The organism is Bacteroides difficilis (assembly GCF_048319815.1).
GTDB classification, from domain to species: Bacteria; Bacteroidota; Bacteroidia; order Bacteroidales; family Bacteroidaceae; genus Bacteroides; species Bacteroides zhangwenhongii.
This window is the reverse complement of record NZ_CP182814.1, coordinates 2,671,162-2,690,429: the sequence shown is the minus strand read 5'-3', so window position 1 is coordinate 2,690,429 and position 19,268 is coordinate 2,671,162. Positions and strand designations below refer to the sequence as shown.

Sequence of the window (19,268 nt, the reverse complement as noted above, 5' to 3'; positions counted from 1 at the left end):
CCCAAAATGGAAATCTACTTCTGCTTTTCCGTCAGATATTTCCAATAGCGTACAGGCATATCCTGCTTGTGCTTCCTCGGATTCATGCGTTCTTTGATACAAATGGCCTTGAAATATGTCTTCCAAAGTTGTTGGAAAAGCTTCTCATCCTTGTCCATCAGGCTTTCATCCAGCATCCCCGTAATCAAATGGGATTCACGGCTGTCATCATCAAACGAGATAGTTGTCACCTCCTGCAAATCATAATAAAATCCGTAACGGCGTTTCATGTCATAAATAATCCACTTCTGATCGGCAAAACGGTCTTTGAAATGGTGAACGGTCAGCGGGAGCGCATTATACTGCGGTTCGAAAGCGGCAAAGAATGTACCGTCAGCAGCTTTCTGGAAACGGACAAATTGCATCAGGTGTACGCGTTCGCCATCCACCTTCTTCCATATTTGCGCTAATTGCAAAACGTCCGGATCACCAAAATTGGTTTCAATAGAGCGGGAGGCATCGATTGCTTTACGGATATATCGAAAAATAAGTATTCCTATTTCCGGAAGTTCCGACAGCCAACTTTGCGTGAGGCAACCCAAAGCAGAAGAGGAAACTTTCTTCTGCAATCCCCGCCACACACGCCCGGCCTTTTCTTCATCGGTCACTACCGTATGCAGCTCATCACAAAATAAAGGCAAAGCATCTCCTTCCGACAACAAAGCATCGGGAAAAGTCTTGCGGAAATAGGCGTCGAACACAGCCGTCAGCAGCCCATCAAAGGTTTTATCGTAAATATAAACATTCATAAAAAACACCAAGCATATTTACTATTCGCCAAAATCAAGCAACAGCTGACGTTCATCCACTTTCTTTTTCGGTTTCGGCAACAATAAGCTGCGCACCCGTTGCGGAGAAAGTTCGTTCACTGTCTGCATCTGGAGAGGTAGTTCTTTGCAAGTGATGAAATATTGCGCTTTCTTCATCACCACTCCTATTTTCTTCAGTTCATAAAATCCCAGCCGCGAAAAACGACGGGAAGCAACAATCAGTTTCGCCGACTTCACCCCTACTCCCGGCACACGGAGCAACATTTCGTAGTCTGCCTTATTGATGTCGACAGGAAACTGTTCGGGATGGCGCAAAGCCCACGAAAGTTTCGGGTCTATTTCGAGATCGAGATCCGGATAAGAATCATCCACAATTTCATCTACCTTGAATTGATAAAAACGCAATAACCAGTCAGCCTGATAGAGCCGGTTTTCACGTACCAGAGGCGGCTGTTTCAATGCCGGAAGACGCTTATCATACGTATTCACGGAAACGTAGCCCGAGTAATAGACACGTTTCATGGTGGGGCGCCCGTAAAGTGCCGACGAAAGAAAAAGAATATCTTTATCCGATTCGGAGGTAGCTCCCACAATCACCTGGGTACTTTGTCCCGCAGGTGCGAAACGCGGTGCGTGACGAAACTTCTGCCGTTCTTCTTTACTCTCCAACACGCCTTGTTGAATGTATTTCATCGGAGCAAATACGCTTTTATGGTCTTTTTCCGGTGCCAGAAGTTTCAGGTTTTCTTCTTTGGGAATTTCGACGTTGACGCTAAGACGATCGGCATACAATCCAGCTTCATTCACTAATTCGCGACTGGCTCCGGGAATACTCTTGAGATGGATATAACCGTTAAAACGGTACACTTGCCGCAAATCTTTGGCTACACGCACAAGTCTCTCCATTGTATAGTCCGGATTACGGACCACTCCGGAGCTAAGAAACAGCCCTTCGATATAGTTACGACGGTAGAATTCCATCGTCAGCTCCACCAATTCCGAAACGGAAAAGGTAGCGCGGGGAAGATCGTTGCTACGACGGTTGACGCAATAGGCACAATCGTAAATGCAATAATTGGTAAGCATGATTTTCAATAGCGAGATACATCGACCGTCCTCGGCAAAACTGTGGCATATCCCCCATCCTCCCACAGTGTTTCCCAGCGTTCCCGGCTTATTGGAACGCACCGTACCACTGGAAGAACAGGAAACATCGTACTTGGCAGATTCTGCAAGTATCTTCAGTTTAGCTAAGACGTTTTCATTCATGATTTCCAATCTGATTATTGTCGCAAATATACGATTAATCTTAAGAATACAAAAAAACCAGACTTTCACAAGCCCGGTTTTTTCTATATTCTTAAAAGACATCTTTTTATATTAGGAAAATGAGGGCGCTAGTTTTCACCTAGCAACAAATCAAAAAGATGTTTTTAGAATACTATGCGGGATACCTGTGGGAAATAAGGGAGGTATCCCTTTTGTTGTTTCTTCTCGACATATTCTTCACATCATTAGTTGCGAAGAAATCTTATTTATTTTCGTTTTTAATAGGTACAGGAATCTTAACCGTAGAAGTTATACCCCAAGCGTCAAGAACCTTCATTTCGATGTAGCTCTTTTCTTCTGACTCAGGTGATAAGATGACACCTACGCTATTTTTCAAGGTCACTTTAATTGGAGTGCTTGCTTTGAAGTCAGTAGCAGATAAATCCATATATTTACCAGCTGTATAACTTGGAACTAATGTAATTGATTTAATTCTGTTTTCTGAATCTGAGCTCCATACTATAGATTCACCTTTATAATCCTTCCATACAAAATCTGTCAAATTCAATGTAAATTCCCTTACTACATTAGAAAGATACTTATTTGAAACAGTACCTTTTTCCGTACCCTCTGCGATTTCAGACAAAACTGTCAAATTAAACTCATCCAAGATAGCAGTTAAATTCTTATTCCCATAAGGTTGATAGCTAACTATCAATCCATGTGCCTTACTGATATTATCCGGCCCAACAGGTAATGACAAAACAGGATTTACATCACTTTGCAACCATTGAGCACCCTTCCATGCTTCCGAGTCATCTTCCGCATAAGAAATATTAGCCATACTATTCGTTACATTAGTGTAAAGTTTTGTCAAATCATAAGTAACCTTATCTTCACCTTCAGTAACAGCAACAGGAGTACCGTATGCTTTAGCTGTATTACCTTTTCCATTTTCACTAAAATAGCCCGGAATTCTATCAAATACAAAAACTGGAGTTTTAGACATTGTAATATTAACTTTCAGATCAATACCTTTCACCAATAATGTACCAAGATCGTCTTCGCCTTTTGCGTTTTTCACTGCTAAATGGATAGTATGTTCTGTTGCAGTAACTTTCGTTTCATCGAAAGTAGCCGTTAAATACCACTTCTTATCCTTTGCATCTTTTGCTACTGACAAAGCAATACCTCCATCTTCAGCTTTAACAACAGGAGCAACCGCATAATCAATATCAGTTTCAGCAGGAGTTTCATCCAAAGCAGCCTTACTTAGATAAACTACGCTATAATCTTCTTTATCCAGTAAGTCTTTGATTACTTCCAAAGATACCTTCTTCTCTTTACCATCCTTTGCATCTGTCACAGTCCAGTTAATAGGATCAACGGTTACCATTTCCAGTTTTTTCTTGAACTGAATGGTTAATGTAGAAGACTTTTCTACACCTTCTACTGTCAAATAATGTACAGTTACTATTACAGACTGACCAATCTTAGAAAGAATCTGCCATTTTCCGGTTTCCACATCTTTCTTAATCTCCACATTATCTGCTGTGTAATAATAATCTGCAACATAACCTAGGTTTGTCTCACCTGCCTCTTTAAGCAGGTCATCCAAAACATAAGTCTCATCACAATTCTTAATTGCAGCCAATGTCTGATCTGTTAATTCTGGAATATTCTGGTTGCTCAATGTAACCTTTACATCATAAGCGGACATAATTGTCTTATCCCAAGCATTCTTTGTAGCCAAAGCATAAACTGCCTGCGGCAATTCTGCAGATGAATTCAAACCGTCTTTTATTTTAACGGACAAATCATAGAGACCGATATTTGGAGTACTTTCAGCACGTGTCAATGCCTTAGGAGTTACATTCTGTACAGGTTTTCCAAGTTCAAGATAAGTATTTGTTCCCTTAGAATTCTGTAAAGTAAAAGTGTATTCCTCTAATGAAATGTCTACCGGATTCACCATCACATTAATTACGGCATTGTTACTGGTCAAAACTTTATCTTTAGAATAAATATTTTGGTCCTCTTTAGGACCAAATTTTACCTCATTTTGTAATATTCCGTAATATAATGTCACTTCTTTAGTTCCGTCAGTAGATATCTTTCCATCATCACTAATAGCTACTCCTTTTATGTTTATCAAATTGTCAGCTGTAGGCAAAATAACCTCTTTAGTCTCATCACGGTCAAGCTGTGTCAAAAGCCAACATGGTCTATCCTCAATCTTTGTAAGGGTCGTTGTTGCATCAGTGAAAGCTCCTTTCACCCAACCTTTCAAGTCACCACTAGTAATGGCATCTTTATTGTCCGGTTCGTAGAAGTACCAATATCCTTTATCACCATTAGTACCGTTTGCTATATAAGGAGAGAAACCATTAGCACCTGCCGGCCCCTCTTCTCCCTGTTCACCTGTAGCTTTATCTCCTTTCACAAATTTACCAGCTTCTTTGCTCCAGTAGTACCAATATCCGTCTTGAATATAAGGAGCCTTTGCCGACCATCCGGTCTTTTCACCGTTAATCAGCCATTCGCCTGTAGTAGGGTCAACAGTCAAAATAGAGCTTTGACCTTCTGCTCCAGTTGCTCCAGTATCTCCTTTATCCCCCTTTGCTCCATTTACAATTTCATAGGGTGTTCCGTCATTAAAGGTAATTTTGAAACCTCCGGTGATTGGCTCAACGCTTTTAACCCATTTCCCCTCTTTAACAAATTTCTGCAGCTCAGCAATACTGGCTTTGTTTGCATCGATTTGTGTCTGCAGATTGTCGATGTCATCGTCGTAGTCCTTACAGCCTACATAGGTGACTGTGGACAAAGTCAACGCTCCAAGGAACATCACTTTTACAAATTTTCTTTTCATAACTACTTAAAAATTACATTAATAATATATTATTAAACACTAAGTTTCAATAATAGCATCCCCGTTACTTTGTAGGTAACGGGAGAACCTTTGTTCCTGCTCTTTTGAGTAGTCTATATGGAAAAAGCATTTCAAATGGAGATGAAACTTTTTTACCCCTGCTAGTAAAAACGGCAGAGGGGAAGGAAATCATTATATCAATTACTCAGATCATAAAAAGTCCGGTAGAAAGAAATCCTCAGTTTTGCCCTATTATTTTCTTTTTTTTAGTAGTTTCTCCGAAATAATATTATTTTTGTTTGCTTGTTTCCGGAAATATATGCATCTTTGCAGCGCTGTTTAATGCCGTTACCTACAAAGTAACAGGCAATATATCAGATGATTACACAATCGGAAGAGCGTTTAATAAAATCAATAATAAGTTTGTTGGCTTCATCAATTTTCTTATTCTGAAAAGGCTTTAAATACGTCTCGGTCACAGTAATGGATGAATGCCCCATAGCCTGTGAAATAATTCCAGGATGCACCTCGCAATAATAAGCGGTAGTAGCCCAAGTATGCCGGGCGGTGTACGAACTTAATCTGTTCGGTATTCCCAAAAACTCTCCTAATATCAATAATTGGCGATTGAAACTGCGTAGTGCCAACTGATACTCCCGATAAGCTTCCATTGTCCCTTCAGGACTTCTTAGGAACGAAAACAGATAGGGTGAATGTACATCCTGATTCATATACATTCTTACTATTCTCATCGCCTCATTAGTCAAGGTCACCGAAAGGGGACGTCCTGTTTTCCGTCTGCGGTAAGTGATGACATTGCCATGCAGATCACTTTTACGAAGATAAGCCAAATCAACGAAAGGCATACCGCGCATCAGGAACATAAGAATAAAAAAGTGTCGTGCGCGTTGCATGGCTGGATTTACTCCGGATAATAAAATTAATCCGGCAAATATATTTTCCACATCCCCTGTCTCCAAAGCACGTTGGTGTTCCGCCCGGGTTCCGGTATAAACGTAACGGAACAAACGAGGGATATATTTCGCCTCATTGTTGTCGACAGCACGATTATACACGGCACGAAGTATGCGCATATAAGTGGACACTGTATTCCAACTGCACTTGCGCTTACGAAGATGAATCTCGAACCCCTTTAACCACTCCGGCGTGATCTCGTTAAATGTAAAATCTTCACCCCCACAATAAGCGATAATGGCATTGAGACTGCTGCGATATACATGGGCGGTCCCAAAGTTTCCTCCCATTTGTAACCCATCGGCTACTTCTTTCATAAATGTCAGTACGTTCAACATCTTATTCCTCCTTAATTAATTAAACAAATAAACATACATACTGCAGCTATAAAAAGTTGTATAGGTACAATCATTATTATAGTTATTTTCAGATTTAAGTTTCTAGGAGGAAATTTATTTAATAAAAGTGCTATTTTCAGAACGAATACTTACTATCATTTTATGAATTATCAGTACATAAGTTACAAAAAGAGAAGCTTAAAAAATAAAAAGAGGATATATCGTAGATGATATACCCTCTCATTTCTTTTGATATCTTAGTAGTTTCTAATCTTACTTTTTAGAAGCTTCCAAAGATGCTTTACGGAATTCTTTCATTGCTTTTTCGATTTCCAAAGAAGCTTTACGAGCGCGAGTTCCTGCTGCTTTGTTACCGTTTTCAATCTGAGCGTTAGCATCTTTTGCGAAGTCAGCATACAGAGCTGCTACTTTTTCTACCAATTCTTTCATAATCCTTTTATTTTTTTCGTTAATAATGTGTCGCAAAAATACACTGTTTCCCGAAATAAACGCATAAAAACAATATTTTTTTTGAAATATTCTTTGAAAATAATGCAAAAAAAGGTCTTTTCGCCATTTTTACCTACCTTTGTAGCCATGAAACCGCTTACAGATACCGATTATATACATACTTTGATTGCTGAAGGAGAGCATCAACAACAGGACTTCAAATTTGAAATTTCCGATGCACGCAAGATAGCCAAAACCTTGTCCGCTTTTGCCAACACCGACGGAGGAAGATTGCTTATTGGCGTGAAAGACAATGGAAAAATAGCAGGCGTACGTTCCGAAGAGGAGAAATATATGATTGAGGCGGCCGCACAACTTTATTGTGTGCCCGAAGTGGAATATACAATGCAAACATACATAGTAGAAGGACGACAGGTATTGGTAGTCACTATCGAAGAGACCCTTCACAAACCGGTGTATGCCAAAGACGAAACCGGAAAACCGCTCGCCTATCTCCGTATCAAGGACGAAAACATATTGGCGACACCTATACATCTCCGCGTGTGGCAACAGAGCGACAATCCCCGTGGCGAACTAATCCGTTACACTGAACGTGAACAGCTTTTGCTCGATCAACTGGAACACGGTACTTTACTATCACTCAACCGTTATTGTCGTCAGACAGGAATCTCACGCCGTGCCGCCGAACATCTGCTTGCCAAATTCGTTCGTTATGGTATTGCAGAACCTGTATTCGAAAATCATAAATTCTACTTCCGGATGAAAGGTGAATGATCGCAATTACATTAGAGACTTTATGCTAAACAATGATGGTACTTTTCGGCTCATCGCAGAAGAAAGTCGGCATTCAGAATCCTGTTTTCAGAAAAGAGATAATGCCGGATATTGAAAAGGAGTTGGAATGTTGGTGAAACCCAACTGTTTTTTGTACCTTTGCACACGAAATATCAGCTTGGTTGGTATGCAACAAAGCTATCACACACGTTCAATTAGTAAATTGTAAATAATAAAATTGTAAATACAACAATGGGCTTATTTGGTTTATTCAAGAAAAAATCCGATGAAACAAAAGTCGGCAATGTAGAAGATTTCATTTCTCTGACCCGGGTCTATTTCCAGTCAGTTATCGCCACTAACCTTGGTATCACAAATATCCGCTTCCTGCCGGATGTAGCCAACTTCAAACGTTTATTCAAGGTACCTACACAAAATGGCAAGTTAGGATTGGCCGAAAAGTCAGCTTCGCGCAAAATGTTGATGCAGGACTATGGATTGAATGAGAGTTTCTTTAAAGAAATCGATTCTTCCGTAAAACGCAACTGCCGTACTCAGAATGATATTCAATCTTATCTGTTTATGTATCAAGGATTTTCTAACGACTTGATGATGTTGATGGGGAATCTGATGCAATGGAAGTTCCGTATGCCGTCTATCTTTAAGAAAGCACTTTATGGCATGACTCAGAAAACGGTCCACGATGTTTGCACAAAGACTGTATGGAAAGCTGATGATGTGCACAAGACTGCAGCGGCTGTACGTCAATACAAGGAACGTCTGGGATACTCGGAACAGTGGATGACGGATTATGTGTATAATATTGTCTTATTGGCAAAAAAAGAGCCGAAACGCAAGAATGATGACACGGAAACGAAAAAATAAGTTGCTCTAAAATGCAACGATTTCTGGAGACTTGCAGAATGGAGAATAAGACTGCGAAAGAGGCTAGGGAGCAAATTCGACTTTTACTCCATTATGATGGACAGGATGTCCATGAACTTGTCTACGGGACAGGATATGTCAATACAGACAATACGGTTGCTTTATGATTTTCTGACGGGAACATTAGAAGACATGGAGTTACCGACAGATTTATTCATAGAACTCTTTCAAATGTTCAAACGATTGAAAGGGGATGTAATACCTTTACCGTCTCCGCAACGTATCAAAAACCGGAATGACCGTTGGGAAACAGGATTGGATGAAGAGGTACGGGAAGTGCGGGATGAGAATAAGGAGCGGATGTTACATCTACTGATTCAAAAGATTGAAAACAAAAAGTCGAAGCCTTCGGCACGTTTTCATTTTGAAGAAGGGATGAGTTATGAAGAGAAATACAGACTGGTGAGTGAATGGTGGAATGACTTTCGCTTTCATTTTTTTGCCATTCCTTATTACCTGTCATTACTCAATGTTACGGGATATGGATATAACAATGAAGCGATCCGGAGCTATATTCTTTACTCGCCACGACTGGTAGAAACTTATGGAAATATCCGCGCATGGGAGAAAGAAGATATTGTAGAGACGGGGAAACCGAACCTCGTTTCAATCTCTACGAATATCCGGATTTCCCCTTCCATATAACTGACAAAATGAGTAATCTGAGTATTAAAGATTAATCTTTCTCCTCTTTTACACGTATTACTATATTTGCAATAATTGCAGTCAGGCCTCCGGTAGTGATTCCCGATGAAAAGATACTTCGAATCGCTTCGGGGGCTTGTTGCAGTACGTCCGGCATTAATTCTACTCCCAAGCCAAGAGAAAGGCTGACTGCTAATACCAACGTTTCTTTACGACCGATCTCCTGAGAAGAGACAATGCGGATACCTGCGGCGGCTACCGTACCGAACATCAACAAGGTTGCGCCACCCAATACAGGATCGGGCATTAGTGAAAAAACAGCCCCTACAATGGGGAACAAGCCCAAAAGTACAAGCATTGTAGCAATATAATAACCTACATAGCGACTAGCTACTCCAGTCAGTTGAATAATACCGTTGTTCTGCGCAAAGATAGAGTTTGGGAAGGAGTTAAAAACTCCGGCAAGGAAAGAGTTGAATCCGTCTGCCATTACTCCACCTGAAACTCGTTTCAGATAAGAATCACCTTCAATCGGAAGACCGGATATCATAGAATTGGCAGTCACATCGCCCGTCGCTTCAATAGCCGTAATCAAGTAAACCAGCCCAATAGCTATAAAAGAGGAAACATTGAAGTCAATGCCGTATTTAAAAGGTTGAGGAATATTGAAACTCATCAGCATTTCTACATTCAGAGAACTCATATCGACTTTTCCTAAGACGAAAGCCAAGCCATAACCAAGACAAAGCCCAAGAACAATGGAACTCATGCGCAGGTATTTATTTCCGCAACGATTGAAAAACAATACACTTAAAAGCACCAGTGCAGCAATAGACAGATTTTCCCAAGTTGCAAAAGTTCCGTTATCCATAGCAGAATATCCGCCTCCGCAAGACACGATCCCGACTTTTATCAGGCTCAATCCGATAAGTAACACAACAATGCCGGATACTAACGGAGTGATGATATTACGCAAGTACTTAAAAGTACGGCTGACAATCATCTCGATGGGCGCGGCAGCCATACAGGAACCGAAAATTAGAGGTAATCCACCGACAAGCCCTGTGGCAATGATAGGCCCTATAAAAGAGAAACTGGTTCCCTGAATACAGAGCAGCCCCGCTCCTATCGTTCCGAAACGGCGACATTGAATGAAAGTTGATACTCCTGAGGCAAAAAGAGACATAGAGACCAGAAAGCTCGTCTTCTCCACATCCAGTTTCAAAGCACTCGCAATGATAAGTGGCGGTGTAATGATGGCAACAAAGATAGCCAACAGATGTTGCAAAGCGGCAAACAGCGCATCCTTAAAAGGAGGACGGTCTTCAACACCGTAGATTAAATCTGTTTTCATTTAATTCAATGTCCATTTTAGGGCTAGTGTCGGGATTGCATAAAAGCCATCACGATTACCGAAGTTATTACTTAATTCCACTTCCGAGCCTACACTTAAGTTGAAATTCTTATTTACTCCTTTAATACGGTTCAGGTTTACCCAAAACTGTGGTTCGGTAAGGAAGATCGTTTTCCCATAATCCGTTTCCTCGCGCCACCAGTCGGCAAACCCGGAGAAAGCCAGCAAGTTATGGCAAAAATTAATATACCAAGTACCTGTCAATTGGAAATTGTTAGGTGATTTATGCTTCTGAATGTACTTATACATGGCGCTCACAGTGAAACCTTTTGAGAAAGAAGCATTGTTATAAGTATAGGTAACACCGGCCAGATAAGCATTATTGTAAGAAAATCCTTTTGCCAAACCACCGTTATATTCGAGATGTGCGGAAAAAGGAGCTTTCCAGAATTTCAGCTCACGGGCAATCTCCCAATAAGCGGAAGCCACCCCGTCGGAAGTATAATCCATATCAACAAAGAAATAGGTACTTCCCCAAGCATCGGGATGGAATTTCTCTACGGTAGAAGTCAGCAAAGGACGACCTTTTAAATCTTTATCATACAGGGAACGTCCGAAATCATAATGCAACTGTATGTTTTGAGCCCGCAATCCCGGCACGGCCCAAAGCAACATACAAAGGAAAAAAGCAGCAATAATCTGTTTCATGAATAAATGTGTTTTTTAATGAAAGCGCAAAATTAGTTAAACCTGCACATATACACACATTACTTACACAGATTTTTTATTTCAAATTATTATTTCCTGTGTCCCACCATAGGCGTGTACCTTCATGATCTTCTCCATCCAAAGCTTTCACAAGGGCAGAATATTGCTTCGGATCTTCTGTTTGCAAAGTACCGGGAAAGTGAAGTCGACGTACCATCGTCTCCGAATCTATACATCCGTTCCTGCTATGATTGAAACGTACGGGAAACAAGCGGGGATATCCCGTACGTCGTTGTTCAGCCCAAGCTTCACAGCCTTCGGGAAACATGGCAATCCACTTTTGGGTAATAATCTTCTCCAGCTTTTTCTCCTTATCATCCGACGGATTCCATTTTGGTGATACCTTACAACGAGCTTCCACATTATTCTCCGTTTCATAAGTGTCTACAAAATTCGAAGCTATCCGTTCGCTCTTCAAGTAATCTTCTACTCCATAGACACCCCATTGTTCGAAAGAAGTCATCACTCCGTTCCGATAGCAGTTTTCTTCATCTTCGTCTGTCCAACCGCGTAAAGCGGCCTCAGCACGTAAAAACCAGACTTCAGAAGCCGTCATCAGAGGTGCATCCGTAGCCTGTGTGACCGACAATCGGGACAGCCCTGCATAATGATTATGTGCAAAACAGGTTCCCTGACGAATGCCACGATACTCTCCCCTAAACTTTTCATCCGTACAAGGAACGAAATAGGCTTTGAGTCGGGGATCATCGTATCCCGTAAGTATAGACTCCATTGAAGCATTCATATACGTTTCATTCCACACCAGATTAAGTTCTCCCAACGGATTAGTATATCCCAATTTTGTAGAAACCGCAACTTTTTCCGATCCTCTCTCAAAGAAACCGTAATCATTTTCCTTTATCTTCTCTATTTCCGAACGTGCCTTGTCGGGAGCAATTGATGCAAGACGCATAGCCAAACGCAAGCGTAAAGAATTGGCAAACTTCACCCAAGAGGAATACTTGCCATCCAGCAGAATATCAAAACGGGCGAACCCATTGGATTCCGGTTTTTCTTCTATATAACCGGTAAGAGCGACAACGGCAGAATCCAATTCATTAAAAAATTCATAATAGACCTCTTTCTGTGTATCAGGTTGATAATGCTTTTCCGCATTCGCAAAATACCTGTAAATAATAGGGCCATAGTAATCCGTCACCCGATGCATTACTTCCACTTTCAATATTTTCGTAATGCCGAACAGGGCTGGATGGGTGTCACGGGTAGCATTCTCCGACTGATATATCTGTGGAAAAATATACGAATACATATGTGTCCACATCGCACTGTTCCAACCGTCCTGCATATTATAATCGGAATTATTGGAACCGCCGTTCAGAGGTTTGGCGTCATGCATATATCCACTGAACATATCCGCATTCAGGTTCTGTATCAACTGGAAAGGCCAGTTCTTCCCCTTTCCGTAATCGTAATTAAAATAAATGCCTTGTTGGATAATCCCCAGACGGATTCCATAACCATTATCGTCAATGATCAGATCTTCATTCGTAATGCCGGACAGATCGGTATTATAATCGCGGAAGTTACCCGTGCATGCTACGCAAAAAAGCCACCAGCCTATCAAATATAAATATATGTATCGTTTCTTCATTTTCCCTTTTCAGCTTTTAAAACTCACATTTCAGCGTAAAACCCAGGCTACGGGTAGTAGGCATTCCGAACACCTCGATACCTTGATTATCATTTCCTGTAGAAAGTACCAGATCCGGGTCAAAAGGTGCTTCCTTATACAAGAAACACAGATTACGGGCTACAAACGAAAGTTGCACATTCTTCAATACTTTAGTTTTCTGCATCCATTCCTTAGGGAAATTGTAACTCAGCGACACTTCACGCAAACGCAGATTAGTGGCATCGTACATATAATATTCCGTCACTCCGGCACGTCCGCCTACCACATTCTTATAGAATCCTTTCACATTGTCTATCCGTTCCCCTTCCAACACAACATATCCTTTATCACGAGCATCTGCAGTTATTTCCGACACTCCATAAAGATCCATTTCCGCCTGCGTTTGCGAAAGGACTTTACCGCCATAACGCCAGTCGAGCAAGAAGTAAAAACTGAATCCCTTGTAAGAAAACGTATGATTCCATCCCATCAAAAAGACCGGATTGGCATTTCCCACTTTCACCGTATTACCATCTCCTTCCACCAACGGCAGCTCTTTATGGTCTCCTTCCGTCCCATAAGCAATCTTTCCCTTATCATCGCGCACAAAAGCTTTTCCATATATATCCCCGATAGAACCGCCTTTCACCAATTTCATAGCATAGCTTGAAGAAAAACTTGTAGGTCCGTAAACAAACTCCTTCAAGTCATCATGTAACTTCACAATCTTATTCTTATTGGAAGAAAAGTTGAGCGACGTCTTCCATGTGAAGTCAGAAGTTAACACCGGAGTAGCATTCAGCGTAATTTCCCATCCCTTGTTTTGAATATTTCCGGCGTTCACATACCGATAAGCAAACTCATCACCGGCGAGAGCAGGAAGTTTGAAAAACTGATTATACGTATTTGTGCGATAATAAGTCAAGTTAATTCCCAAACGGTGTCGGAAGAATTTCCATTCCGTTCCGAATTCCATAGCATGAGTCATTTCCGGCTCCATTTCTTTAAAAGGCGCAGCATCATTTGCCTGTACTTCACCACCGGCATTGACGTGCGAAGTGGAATTTGTGATGTACAAAGGGATATCATTTCCCACTTTACTGTAAGCCCCGCGTAGCTTTGCAAAAGAAATCCATTCAGGCAATTTCAGCCATTTATCAAGCAATATGGAAAGACCGACGGACGGATAAGCAAATCCTGATTTTTCATGTTTGGTATAGGACAACGTGGACGACCAGTCATTACGGGCTGTCAAATCAAGAAATATCTTTTCCTTATAACCTATCTGAGCCGTACCGAAAAGTGATTGCAACTGCCGGTGTGCATCTATCTTCTGATCAATACTGGCAGAGCTGTTCATCACGATATTGGCAATATTAAACACATTGGCATATTTCAAAGAAGCATTCTTCGAGTCGTAACGGGTTGAGTTCACCACCTTATCATTGATACTGCCGCCGATAGCCGCATCCAGAGTAAAATCACCCCATGTTTTCTTAAACATAGCCATCACGTCACCATACATCTGCGTTTCCTGATAGTCCATTTCAAGATAACGCCCGTTCACTCCGCATAAAGCAGTTGCGGTAGAAGCATAGAATTTCTGACGCAATTTGTCAGCCCAATAATCCATATTGCCACGTGCTTGTATCGTCAGCCAACCACTCACTTTGAAAGTGGCGGAAAGAGCAAGAATGACACGTGTGCGTGTTTCCTTGCTTTGGATGCGATTCACTATCCAATATGGATTCTGCTCGAAATCTTCGGTAAACGTATGCCAATTCTGCACATTCAAATTACGCTCTTCATTATAAGTTTCAAAATGCTCCTTATAATAAGACAGATCTTCGCCACGCGGAAAACGGTAAAGCCCTACTAACGGATTCATATAGAAACCTCCTGAGACGGGCTTATTCTCAACCGTTTGTTTCATAACATTGACATTGCCATCCAACTTCAGACGTTTGTTGAACATGGCAGCCGTTTCACGCAGATTGATGTTATGCTTCTTTAATTTATTCCCTTCAATAATACCCCGTCCGGTAGTATTGGCATAAGAGAAATAAGTTTGCAGATTTTCATTTCCGTGACTGACGGATACGGAAGTCATCGAAGTAAGTCCGGTACGGAAAAAATCATTCAGATTATCATGCACCTCCAAACTTTCCTTTTCACCCCAACTATCTATCACATCACTCACCCCATAGCTATTTTGCATCCGTGGCAAGCTGAAAGCCTTTTCAAAAGTAAGTCCGGTAGAGAAGTGGATACTTCTTTTCCCTGTAGAATTTCCTTTTTTGGTAGTGATCAGGATTACTCCATTGGCAGCCTGACTTCCATACAAAGCCGCTGCCGGGGCGCCTTTCAAGATACTGATACTTTCTACATCCTCCGGATTCAGATTGGAGATACCATCTCCTCCATCCCGGTTTCCGGCATTTGCCGTTCCGCCAATCGCCGAATAAGCCTGTTCCGAAGAAGTGTTGGACATCGGCACACCGTCTATTACATAAAGCGGCTGATTATCTCCGGATACCGAACGGACTCCCCGGAGAGTGATTTTGGCAGAACCACCCATACTGGAAGAATTCTTGTTGACCTGCACTCCTGCAGCTTTTCCGGCAAGGGCTGTTATCATATTTATCTCCTTTACCCGATTCAGTTCTTCTCCTTTTATTTTCTGAGTCGAATAGGCCAAAGTAGATTCATCCTTTTCAAGCCCTAGAGCAGTCACAATTACATTATCAAGCATGACCGTATTTTCCCGAAGGGAGATTTCAAGCATTGCCCTACCCGCTACTTTGACTTCCACTGTCTCATAACCGATAAAGGAAACTTGCAGAATAGCGCTATCCGGAACGGACAAAAAGAAGCTACCGTCTATATCACTGACAGTTCCGTTCGCTCCTCCTTTCTCACGAATGGTTGCCCCGATAAGCGGCTCGCCGTTGGTATCGACAACACGTCCCCTTACCGTTGCCGTCGCATTATCCGTAGGGGTTTCTATGGTTTCTATAAACGTAACTTGTTCCGAAGCGTAACCATTCTCGCTTAAAAAGAAGAATGAACTCAATAAACAACTTACAACAACTTGAACTCTCAATGATATTATAAAAGACTGTCTATTCATTATGCCACAAAAATACGTAAATATTTTATATATTGCATTTTTTCACATTGATTTTGAACGAAATAAACATTATCACTATTTTTGCATGAAATTAAAATGATACATAATGATGGAAATCGAGAAACATCCACTAGAACCATTTCTTCCGGCAAAAGCCAAACTGTTAATGCTGGGAAGTTTTCCACCGCAGAAAAAGCGTTGGTCTATGGACTTCTATTACCCGAACCTGAATAATGATATGTGGCGTATTTTCGGTGTGTTATTTTTTAATGACAAAGACTACTTTCTAAATCCTACACGGAAAGCGTTTTGCCGTGAACGGATTATAGACTTTCTAAATGAGAAAGGAATTGCACTGTTCGATACGGCCTCGTCCGTTCGCCGACTACAAGACAATGCATCCGATAAGTTTCTGGAGGTTGTGGAAGCCACCGATATTGCCGCAATGCTTCGTCGGCTTCCCGAATGTAAGGCCATCGTTACTACCGGTCAGAAAGCTACTGACACACTCCGGCAACAATTGGATGTAGAAGAACCGAAAGTCGGCGATTATTCGGAGTTTGTTTTTGAGAAACGTGCAATGAGGCTGTATCGTATGCCTTCATCATCGCGAGCATACCCATTGGCATTGGATAAGAAAGCGGCTGCCTATCGAATCATGTATCAGGATTTACAGTTACTACCCTAAATGTGAAACAACAAATATCAAATAATAAATTAGAAATGAGTATGACACCTTTATTTTTGCAGTACCCGGCATGCAGCACATGCCAAAAAGCCAAAAAGTGGTTAACAGAAAATAACATTGAGTATACAAACCGGTTGATTGTAGAAGAAAATCCTACAGTAGAAGAGCTAAAAGCATGGATTCCCCGTAGCGGTCTGCCTATAAAGAAATTCTTCAACACTAGCGGACTCGTTTATAAAGAACTGAAACTGAGTGAGAAGTTGCCAAGCATGAGCGAAGAGGAACAAATAGAACTGCTGGCTACAAACGGTAAGTTGGTGAAACGTCCCCTAGTAGTAACAGACAGTTTTGTATTGGTCGGTTTCAAGCCCGATGAATGGGAAAAATTAAAATAGTTCAAAACTTATTTACCCGAATGTTTGGAGATTCAGAAGTTTCTACTACCTTTGCAGCCGCAAACACGGGAGTAGCTCAGTTGGTAGAGCACCGGTCTCCAAAACCGGGTGTCGGGAGTTCGAGCCTCTCCTCCCGTGCAAAAAGAAAACCGCAAATAGTCGTCAAGCCATTTGCGGTTTTCTTATTATTGCCTCACAGATAAGTTACTACTCTCGGCTCAGTTTGAAAACTCTCTCTTATACTAATTCTTACTCGTCTTTTCCAATCCTTTAGCAGCCTCAACCAGTCGAATAAACTCTCTTCGATATCCTCTTTCATCATTATTCAACCCCTGTTTAGCCAGCTTAATGACTTTGTCATAATCGGCAATTCCTTTAAAGTCAGAATCACGAAGCAACTGTCCGAACATGGCTACTGCCGAAGCGAAACGGAAGTCGGAAGAAACACTATCTCCTTTGTTATCTACAAAAGGAAGTTCCATTTTCCTGCTGACATCCTTATCCGGAGCTTTGTAGCGCAATTTCACAGTAAGGAGTTCATCAGATCCGGTCGGCTTCAGCGTCATTTTTTCTTTCTTTTGGTATTTCAAGTCGTCTACTTTACCTACATATTCATTCTTCACACCTGCGGGAATCACTTCATAAAAAGCTGTTACCGTATGTCCTGCTCCCATATCTCCGGCATCTTTCGCATCATTATTGAAATCTTCGTCTTTCAGCAGACGGCTTTCGTAACCAATCAGACGATATGCCTGGACTTGAGAAGGATTAAATTCCACTTGCAGTTTGACATCTTTTGCCACAGTATGCAATGTAGCACCGAATTCGCCTACTAAAACACGGTTGGCTTCCTGCAAGTTATCTATATAGGCATGATTCCCATTTCCTTTTTCAGCCAATACTTGAATTTTCTTATCTTTGTAGTTACCCATTCCATAGCCTAGTACAGTAAGATGTACGCCACTTTTCCGTTCTTTTTCTATCAATTGTTCCAATCCTTCGGCAGAAGAAACACCGACGTTGAAATCACCATCGGAACAAAGTATGATACGGTTATTGCCATCAGAGATAAAGTTCTTTTTAGCTATTTGATACGCCAAATGAATACCCGCGCCTCCTGCAGTAGCTCCGCTTGCGGTCAATTCATCTATCGCTTCACGGATTTTCTGTTTATCACCGCCCGAAGTAGCTTCCAGTTTCACACCGGCACTGCCTGCATAAGTCACGATTGCCACCTTATCTTTATTCCGCAGATTATTCACCAACAGTTTGAGCGATGACTTTACCAAATCCAACCGATTAGCCCCCCACATAGAACCGGAAACATCAATCAAGAATACAAGATTGGACGCCGGCAACTGCTCCGTCGGAATTTCTTTAGCTTTCAATCCGATACGAACAAGCCGATGAGCTGTATTCCAAGTACAAGTTCCGGCTTCCACAGTTATCTTCACAGGATCGTTACCCGTTGGTTTCGGATAGTCGTAAGAAAAGTAATTCACTAATTCTTCCGTACGGATTGCATCGGCAGGAGGCAATTCTCCTCTATTGATAAAACGACGCATATTGCTATAAGAAGCAGGGTCCACATCAATAGAGAAAGTAGAAAGCGGAGTATCCGCTACACTCTTGAAACCATTCTCCTGAATCCGGCCATACTCTTCCGTATTCATTCTCGCATCCATATCATACATGGCAGTCGGACACACCGCTACATACGCACCGGTCACTGCCTTTGTTTTCATTGTACCGTATCCCACTACGACACACTCCTCCAACGCCACATCATCAGTCTTCATTTTAACATCCAGTTTGGCCGACTTAACCACTCTTTTTTCTTCTTTATACCCGATAAACCGGAATAACAATACGTCCCCTTTTTGGGCCTGAATGGAATAACGACCGTTCACATCTGTGATTGCCCCACTTTTGGAACGGTTATTCACTACCGAACAACCGGTAATCGAAGTTCCATCCGCTGCGTCCGTCACAATACCGGTCACGGTAATAGTTTGCGCATTCATTGTTCCTAAGCAAATAACTGCCATCAGCAGTACGAGCATGATTGCTCTGAATTGGTTTGTTCTCATAACTTCATTATTTTAAAATGTTACTATTCATCGCTTTTACTATAGAGATGCGGATTTCACACAGATTCCATAAATTACCTGAACTTTTTTTATCCGGGCGGAAAAAAGTCAC

14 protein-coding genes, 1 tRNA gene and 1 pseudogene are annotated in these 19,268 nt (G+C 41.5%); 6 read left to right on the top strand and 10 right to left on the bottom strand.

What is annotated here, in order from left to right:
• Positions 1 to 14 precede the first annotated feature (14 nt).
• The 5 genes from ACNOGP_RS09880 to ACNOGP_RS09860 all read right to left on the bottom strand — a co-directional run bounded on the left by ACNOGP_RS09880 (position 15) and on the right by ACNOGP_RS09860 (position 6,713).
• Positions 15 to 788: a TIGR03915 family putative DNA repair protein gene (locus tag ACNOGP_RS09880; protein WP_418214692.1), complete on the bottom strand. Its 774-nt coding sequence runs from the start codon at positions 786 to 788 to the stop codon at positions 15 to 17.
• A 21-nt stretch (positions 789 to 809) separates the two neighbouring features.
• Positions 810 to 2,078, bottom strand: a complete 1,269-nt coding sequence (locus tag ACNOGP_RS09875; RefSeq protein WP_004304808.1) for a putative DNA modification/repair radical SAM protein — start codon at positions 2,076 to 2,078, stop codon at positions 810 to 812.
• 262 nt (positions 2,079 to 2,340) lie between these two features.
• Positions 2,341 to 4,950 (bottom strand): hypothetical protein, encoded by a 2,610-nt coding sequence (locus tag ACNOGP_RS09870; RefSeq protein ID WP_418214691.1) that lies wholly within the window; start codon positions 4,948 to 4,950, stop codon positions 2,341 to 2,343.
• Positions 4,951 to 5,324: 374 nt separating this feature from the next.
• Positions 5,325 to 6,263, bottom strand: coding sequence for a tyrosine-type recombinase/integrase (locus ACNOGP_RS09865; RefSeq protein WP_418214690.1), 939 nt, complete (start codon positions 6,261 to 6,263; stop codon positions 5,325 to 5,327).
• Positions 6,264 to 6,536: 273 nt separating this feature from the next.
• On the bottom strand, positions 6,537 to 6,713 hold the full coding sequence (locus ACNOGP_RS09860; protein ID WP_007750534.1) for a histone H1: 177 nt from the start codon (positions 6,711 to 6,713) through the stop codon (positions 6,537 to 6,539).
• A 147-nt stretch (positions 6,714 to 6,860) separates the two neighbouring features.
• Between ACNOGP_RS09860 and ACNOGP_RS09855 the strand changes: the two genes are divergently transcribed.
• The 3 genes and pseudogenes from ACNOGP_RS09855 to ACNOGP_RS09845 form a co-directional block, all read left to right on the top strand.
• A complete protein-coding gene (locus ACNOGP_RS09855) occupies positions 6,861 to 7,508 on the top strand; it encodes a helix-turn-helix domain-containing protein (protein ID WP_143868313.1) in 648 nt (215 codons plus the stop codon).
• A gap of 252 nt (positions 7,509 to 7,760) precedes the next feature.
• Positions 7,761 to 8,393, top strand: a complete 633-nt coding sequence (locus ACNOGP_RS09850) for a hypothetical protein (protein WP_007765521.1) — start codon at positions 7,761 to 7,763, stop codon at positions 8,391 to 8,393.
• 11 nt (positions 8,394 to 8,404) lie between these two features.
• Positions 8,405 to 9,053, top strand: a pseudogene (locus tag ACNOGP_RS09845) (KamA family protein); the annotation flags it as partial.
• A gap of 76 nt (positions 9,054 to 9,129) precedes the next feature.
• Here ACNOGP_RS09845 and ACNOGP_RS09840 read toward each other — a convergent pair.
• From ACNOGP_RS09840 to ACNOGP_RS09825, 4 genes are all read right to left on the bottom strand, one after another.
• A complete protein-coding gene (locus tag ACNOGP_RS09840) occupies positions 9,130 to 10,452 on the bottom strand; it encodes a nucleobase:cation symporter-2 family protein (RefSeq protein ID WP_418214689.1) in 1,323 nt (440 codons plus the stop codon).
• Positions 10,453 to 11,160: a DUF5020 family protein gene (locus ACNOGP_RS09835; protein WP_418214688.1), complete on the bottom strand. Its 708-nt coding sequence runs from the start codon at positions 11,158 to 11,160 to the stop codon at positions 10,453 to 10,455.
• Between the two features lie 76 nt (positions 11,161 to 11,236).
• Positions 11,237 to 12,832 (bottom strand): SusD/RagB family nutrient-binding outer membrane lipoprotein, encoded by a 1,596-nt coding sequence (locus ACNOGP_RS09830; RefSeq protein WP_418214687.1) that lies wholly within the window; start codon positions 12,830 to 12,832, stop codon positions 11,237 to 11,239.
• Between the two features lie 16 nt (positions 12,833 to 12,848).
• A complete protein-coding gene (locus tag ACNOGP_RS09825) occupies positions 12,849 to 15,983 on the bottom strand; it encodes a SusC/RagA family TonB-linked outer membrane protein (RefSeq protein ID WP_418214686.1) in 3,135 nt (1,044 codons plus the stop codon).
• Between the two features lie 109 nt (positions 15,984 to 16,092).
• On the opposite strand from ACNOGP_RS09825, the gene ACNOGP_RS09820 reads away from it, so the two are divergent.
• The 3 genes from ACNOGP_RS09820 to ACNOGP_RS09810 all read left to right on the top strand — a co-directional run bounded on the left by ACNOGP_RS09820 (position 16,093) and on the right by ACNOGP_RS09810 (position 17,204).
• Positions 16,093 to 16,671, top strand: coding sequence for a uracil-DNA glycosylase family protein (locus ACNOGP_RS09820; protein WP_007765498.1), 579 nt, complete (start codon positions 16,093 to 16,095; stop codon positions 16,669 to 16,671).
• Positions 16,672 to 16,712: 41 nt separating this feature from the next.
• Entirely contained in the window at positions 16,713 to 17,066 is a 354-nt protein-coding gene (locus ACNOGP_RS09815; protein ID WP_143868307.1) for an arsenate reductase family protein, read from the top strand.
• 65 nt (positions 17,067 to 17,131) lie between these two features.
• Positions 17,132 to 17,204, top strand: a tRNA-Trp gene (locus ACNOGP_RS09810).
• Positions 17,205 to 17,308: 104 nt separating this feature from the next.
• Here the strand turns inward: ACNOGP_RS09810 and ACNOGP_RS09805 are convergent.
• Positions 17,309 to 19,156, bottom strand: a complete 1,848-nt coding sequence (locus ACNOGP_RS09805) for a YfbK domain-containing protein (protein WP_418214685.1) — start codon at positions 19,154 to 19,156, stop codon at positions 17,309 to 17,311.
• Between the last annotated feature and the right edge of the window lie 112 nt (positions 19,157 to 19,268).

What these genes read in the sequence shown, in the direction of transcription:
- ACNOGP_RS09865 (WP_418214690.1), bottom strand. Translation starts at nt 6,263, where the DNA reads ATGTTGAACGTACTGACATTTATGAAAGAAGTAGCCGATGGGTTACAA.
- ACNOGP_RS09880 (WP_418214692.1), bottom strand. Translation starts at nt 788, where the DNA reads ATGAATGTTTATATTTACGATAAAACCTTTGATGGGCTGCTGACGGCT.
- ACNOGP_RS09825 (WP_418214686.1), bottom strand. Translation starts at nt 15,983, where the DNA reads ATGAATAGACAGTCTTTTATAATATCATTGAGAGTTCAAGTTGTTGTA.
- ACNOGP_RS09835 (WP_418214688.1), bottom strand. Translation starts at nt 11,160, where the DNA reads ATGAAACAGATTATTGCTGCTTTTTTCCTTTGTATGTTGCTTTGGGCC.
- ACNOGP_RS09860 (WP_007750534.1), bottom strand. Translation starts at nt 6,713, where the DNA reads ATGAAAGAATTGGTAGAAAAAGTAGCAGCTCTGTATGCTGACTTCGCA.
- ACNOGP_RS09830 (WP_418214687.1), bottom strand. Translation starts at nt 12,832, where the DNA reads ATGAAGAAACGATACATATATTTATATTTGATAGGCTGGTGGCTTTTT.
- ACNOGP_RS09820 (WP_007765498.1), top strand. Translation starts at nt 16,093, where the DNA reads ATGGAAATCGAGAAACATCCACTAGAACCATTTCTTCCGGCAAAAGCC.
- ACNOGP_RS09840 (WP_418214689.1), bottom strand. Translation starts at nt 10,452, where the DNA reads ATGAAAACAGATTTAATCTACGGTGTTGAAGACCGTCCTCCTTTTAAG.
- ACNOGP_RS09875 (WP_004304808.1), bottom strand. Translation starts at nt 2,078, where the DNA reads ATGAATGAAAACGTCTTAGCTAAACTGAAGATACTTGCAGAATCTGCC.
- ACNOGP_RS09855 (WP_143868313.1), top strand. Translation starts at nt 6,861, where the DNA reads ATGAAACCGCTTACAGATACCGATTATATACATACTTTGATTGCTGAA.
- ACNOGP_RS09870 (WP_418214691.1), bottom strand. Translation starts at nt 4,950, where the DNA reads ATGAAAAGAAAATTTGTAAAAGTGATGTTCCTTGGAGCGTTGACTTTG.
- ACNOGP_RS09805 (WP_418214685.1), bottom strand. Translation starts at nt 19,156, where the DNA reads ATGAGAACAAACCAATTCAGAGCAATCATGCTCGTACTGCTGATGGCA.
- ACNOGP_RS09850 (WP_007765521.1), top strand. Translation starts at nt 7,761, where the DNA reads ATGGGCTTATTTGGTTTATTCAAGAAAAAATCCGATGAAACAAAAGTC.
- ACNOGP_RS09815 (WP_143868307.1), top strand. Translation starts at nt 16,713, where the DNA reads ATGACACCTTTATTTTTGCAGTACCCGGCATGCAGCACATGCCAAAAA.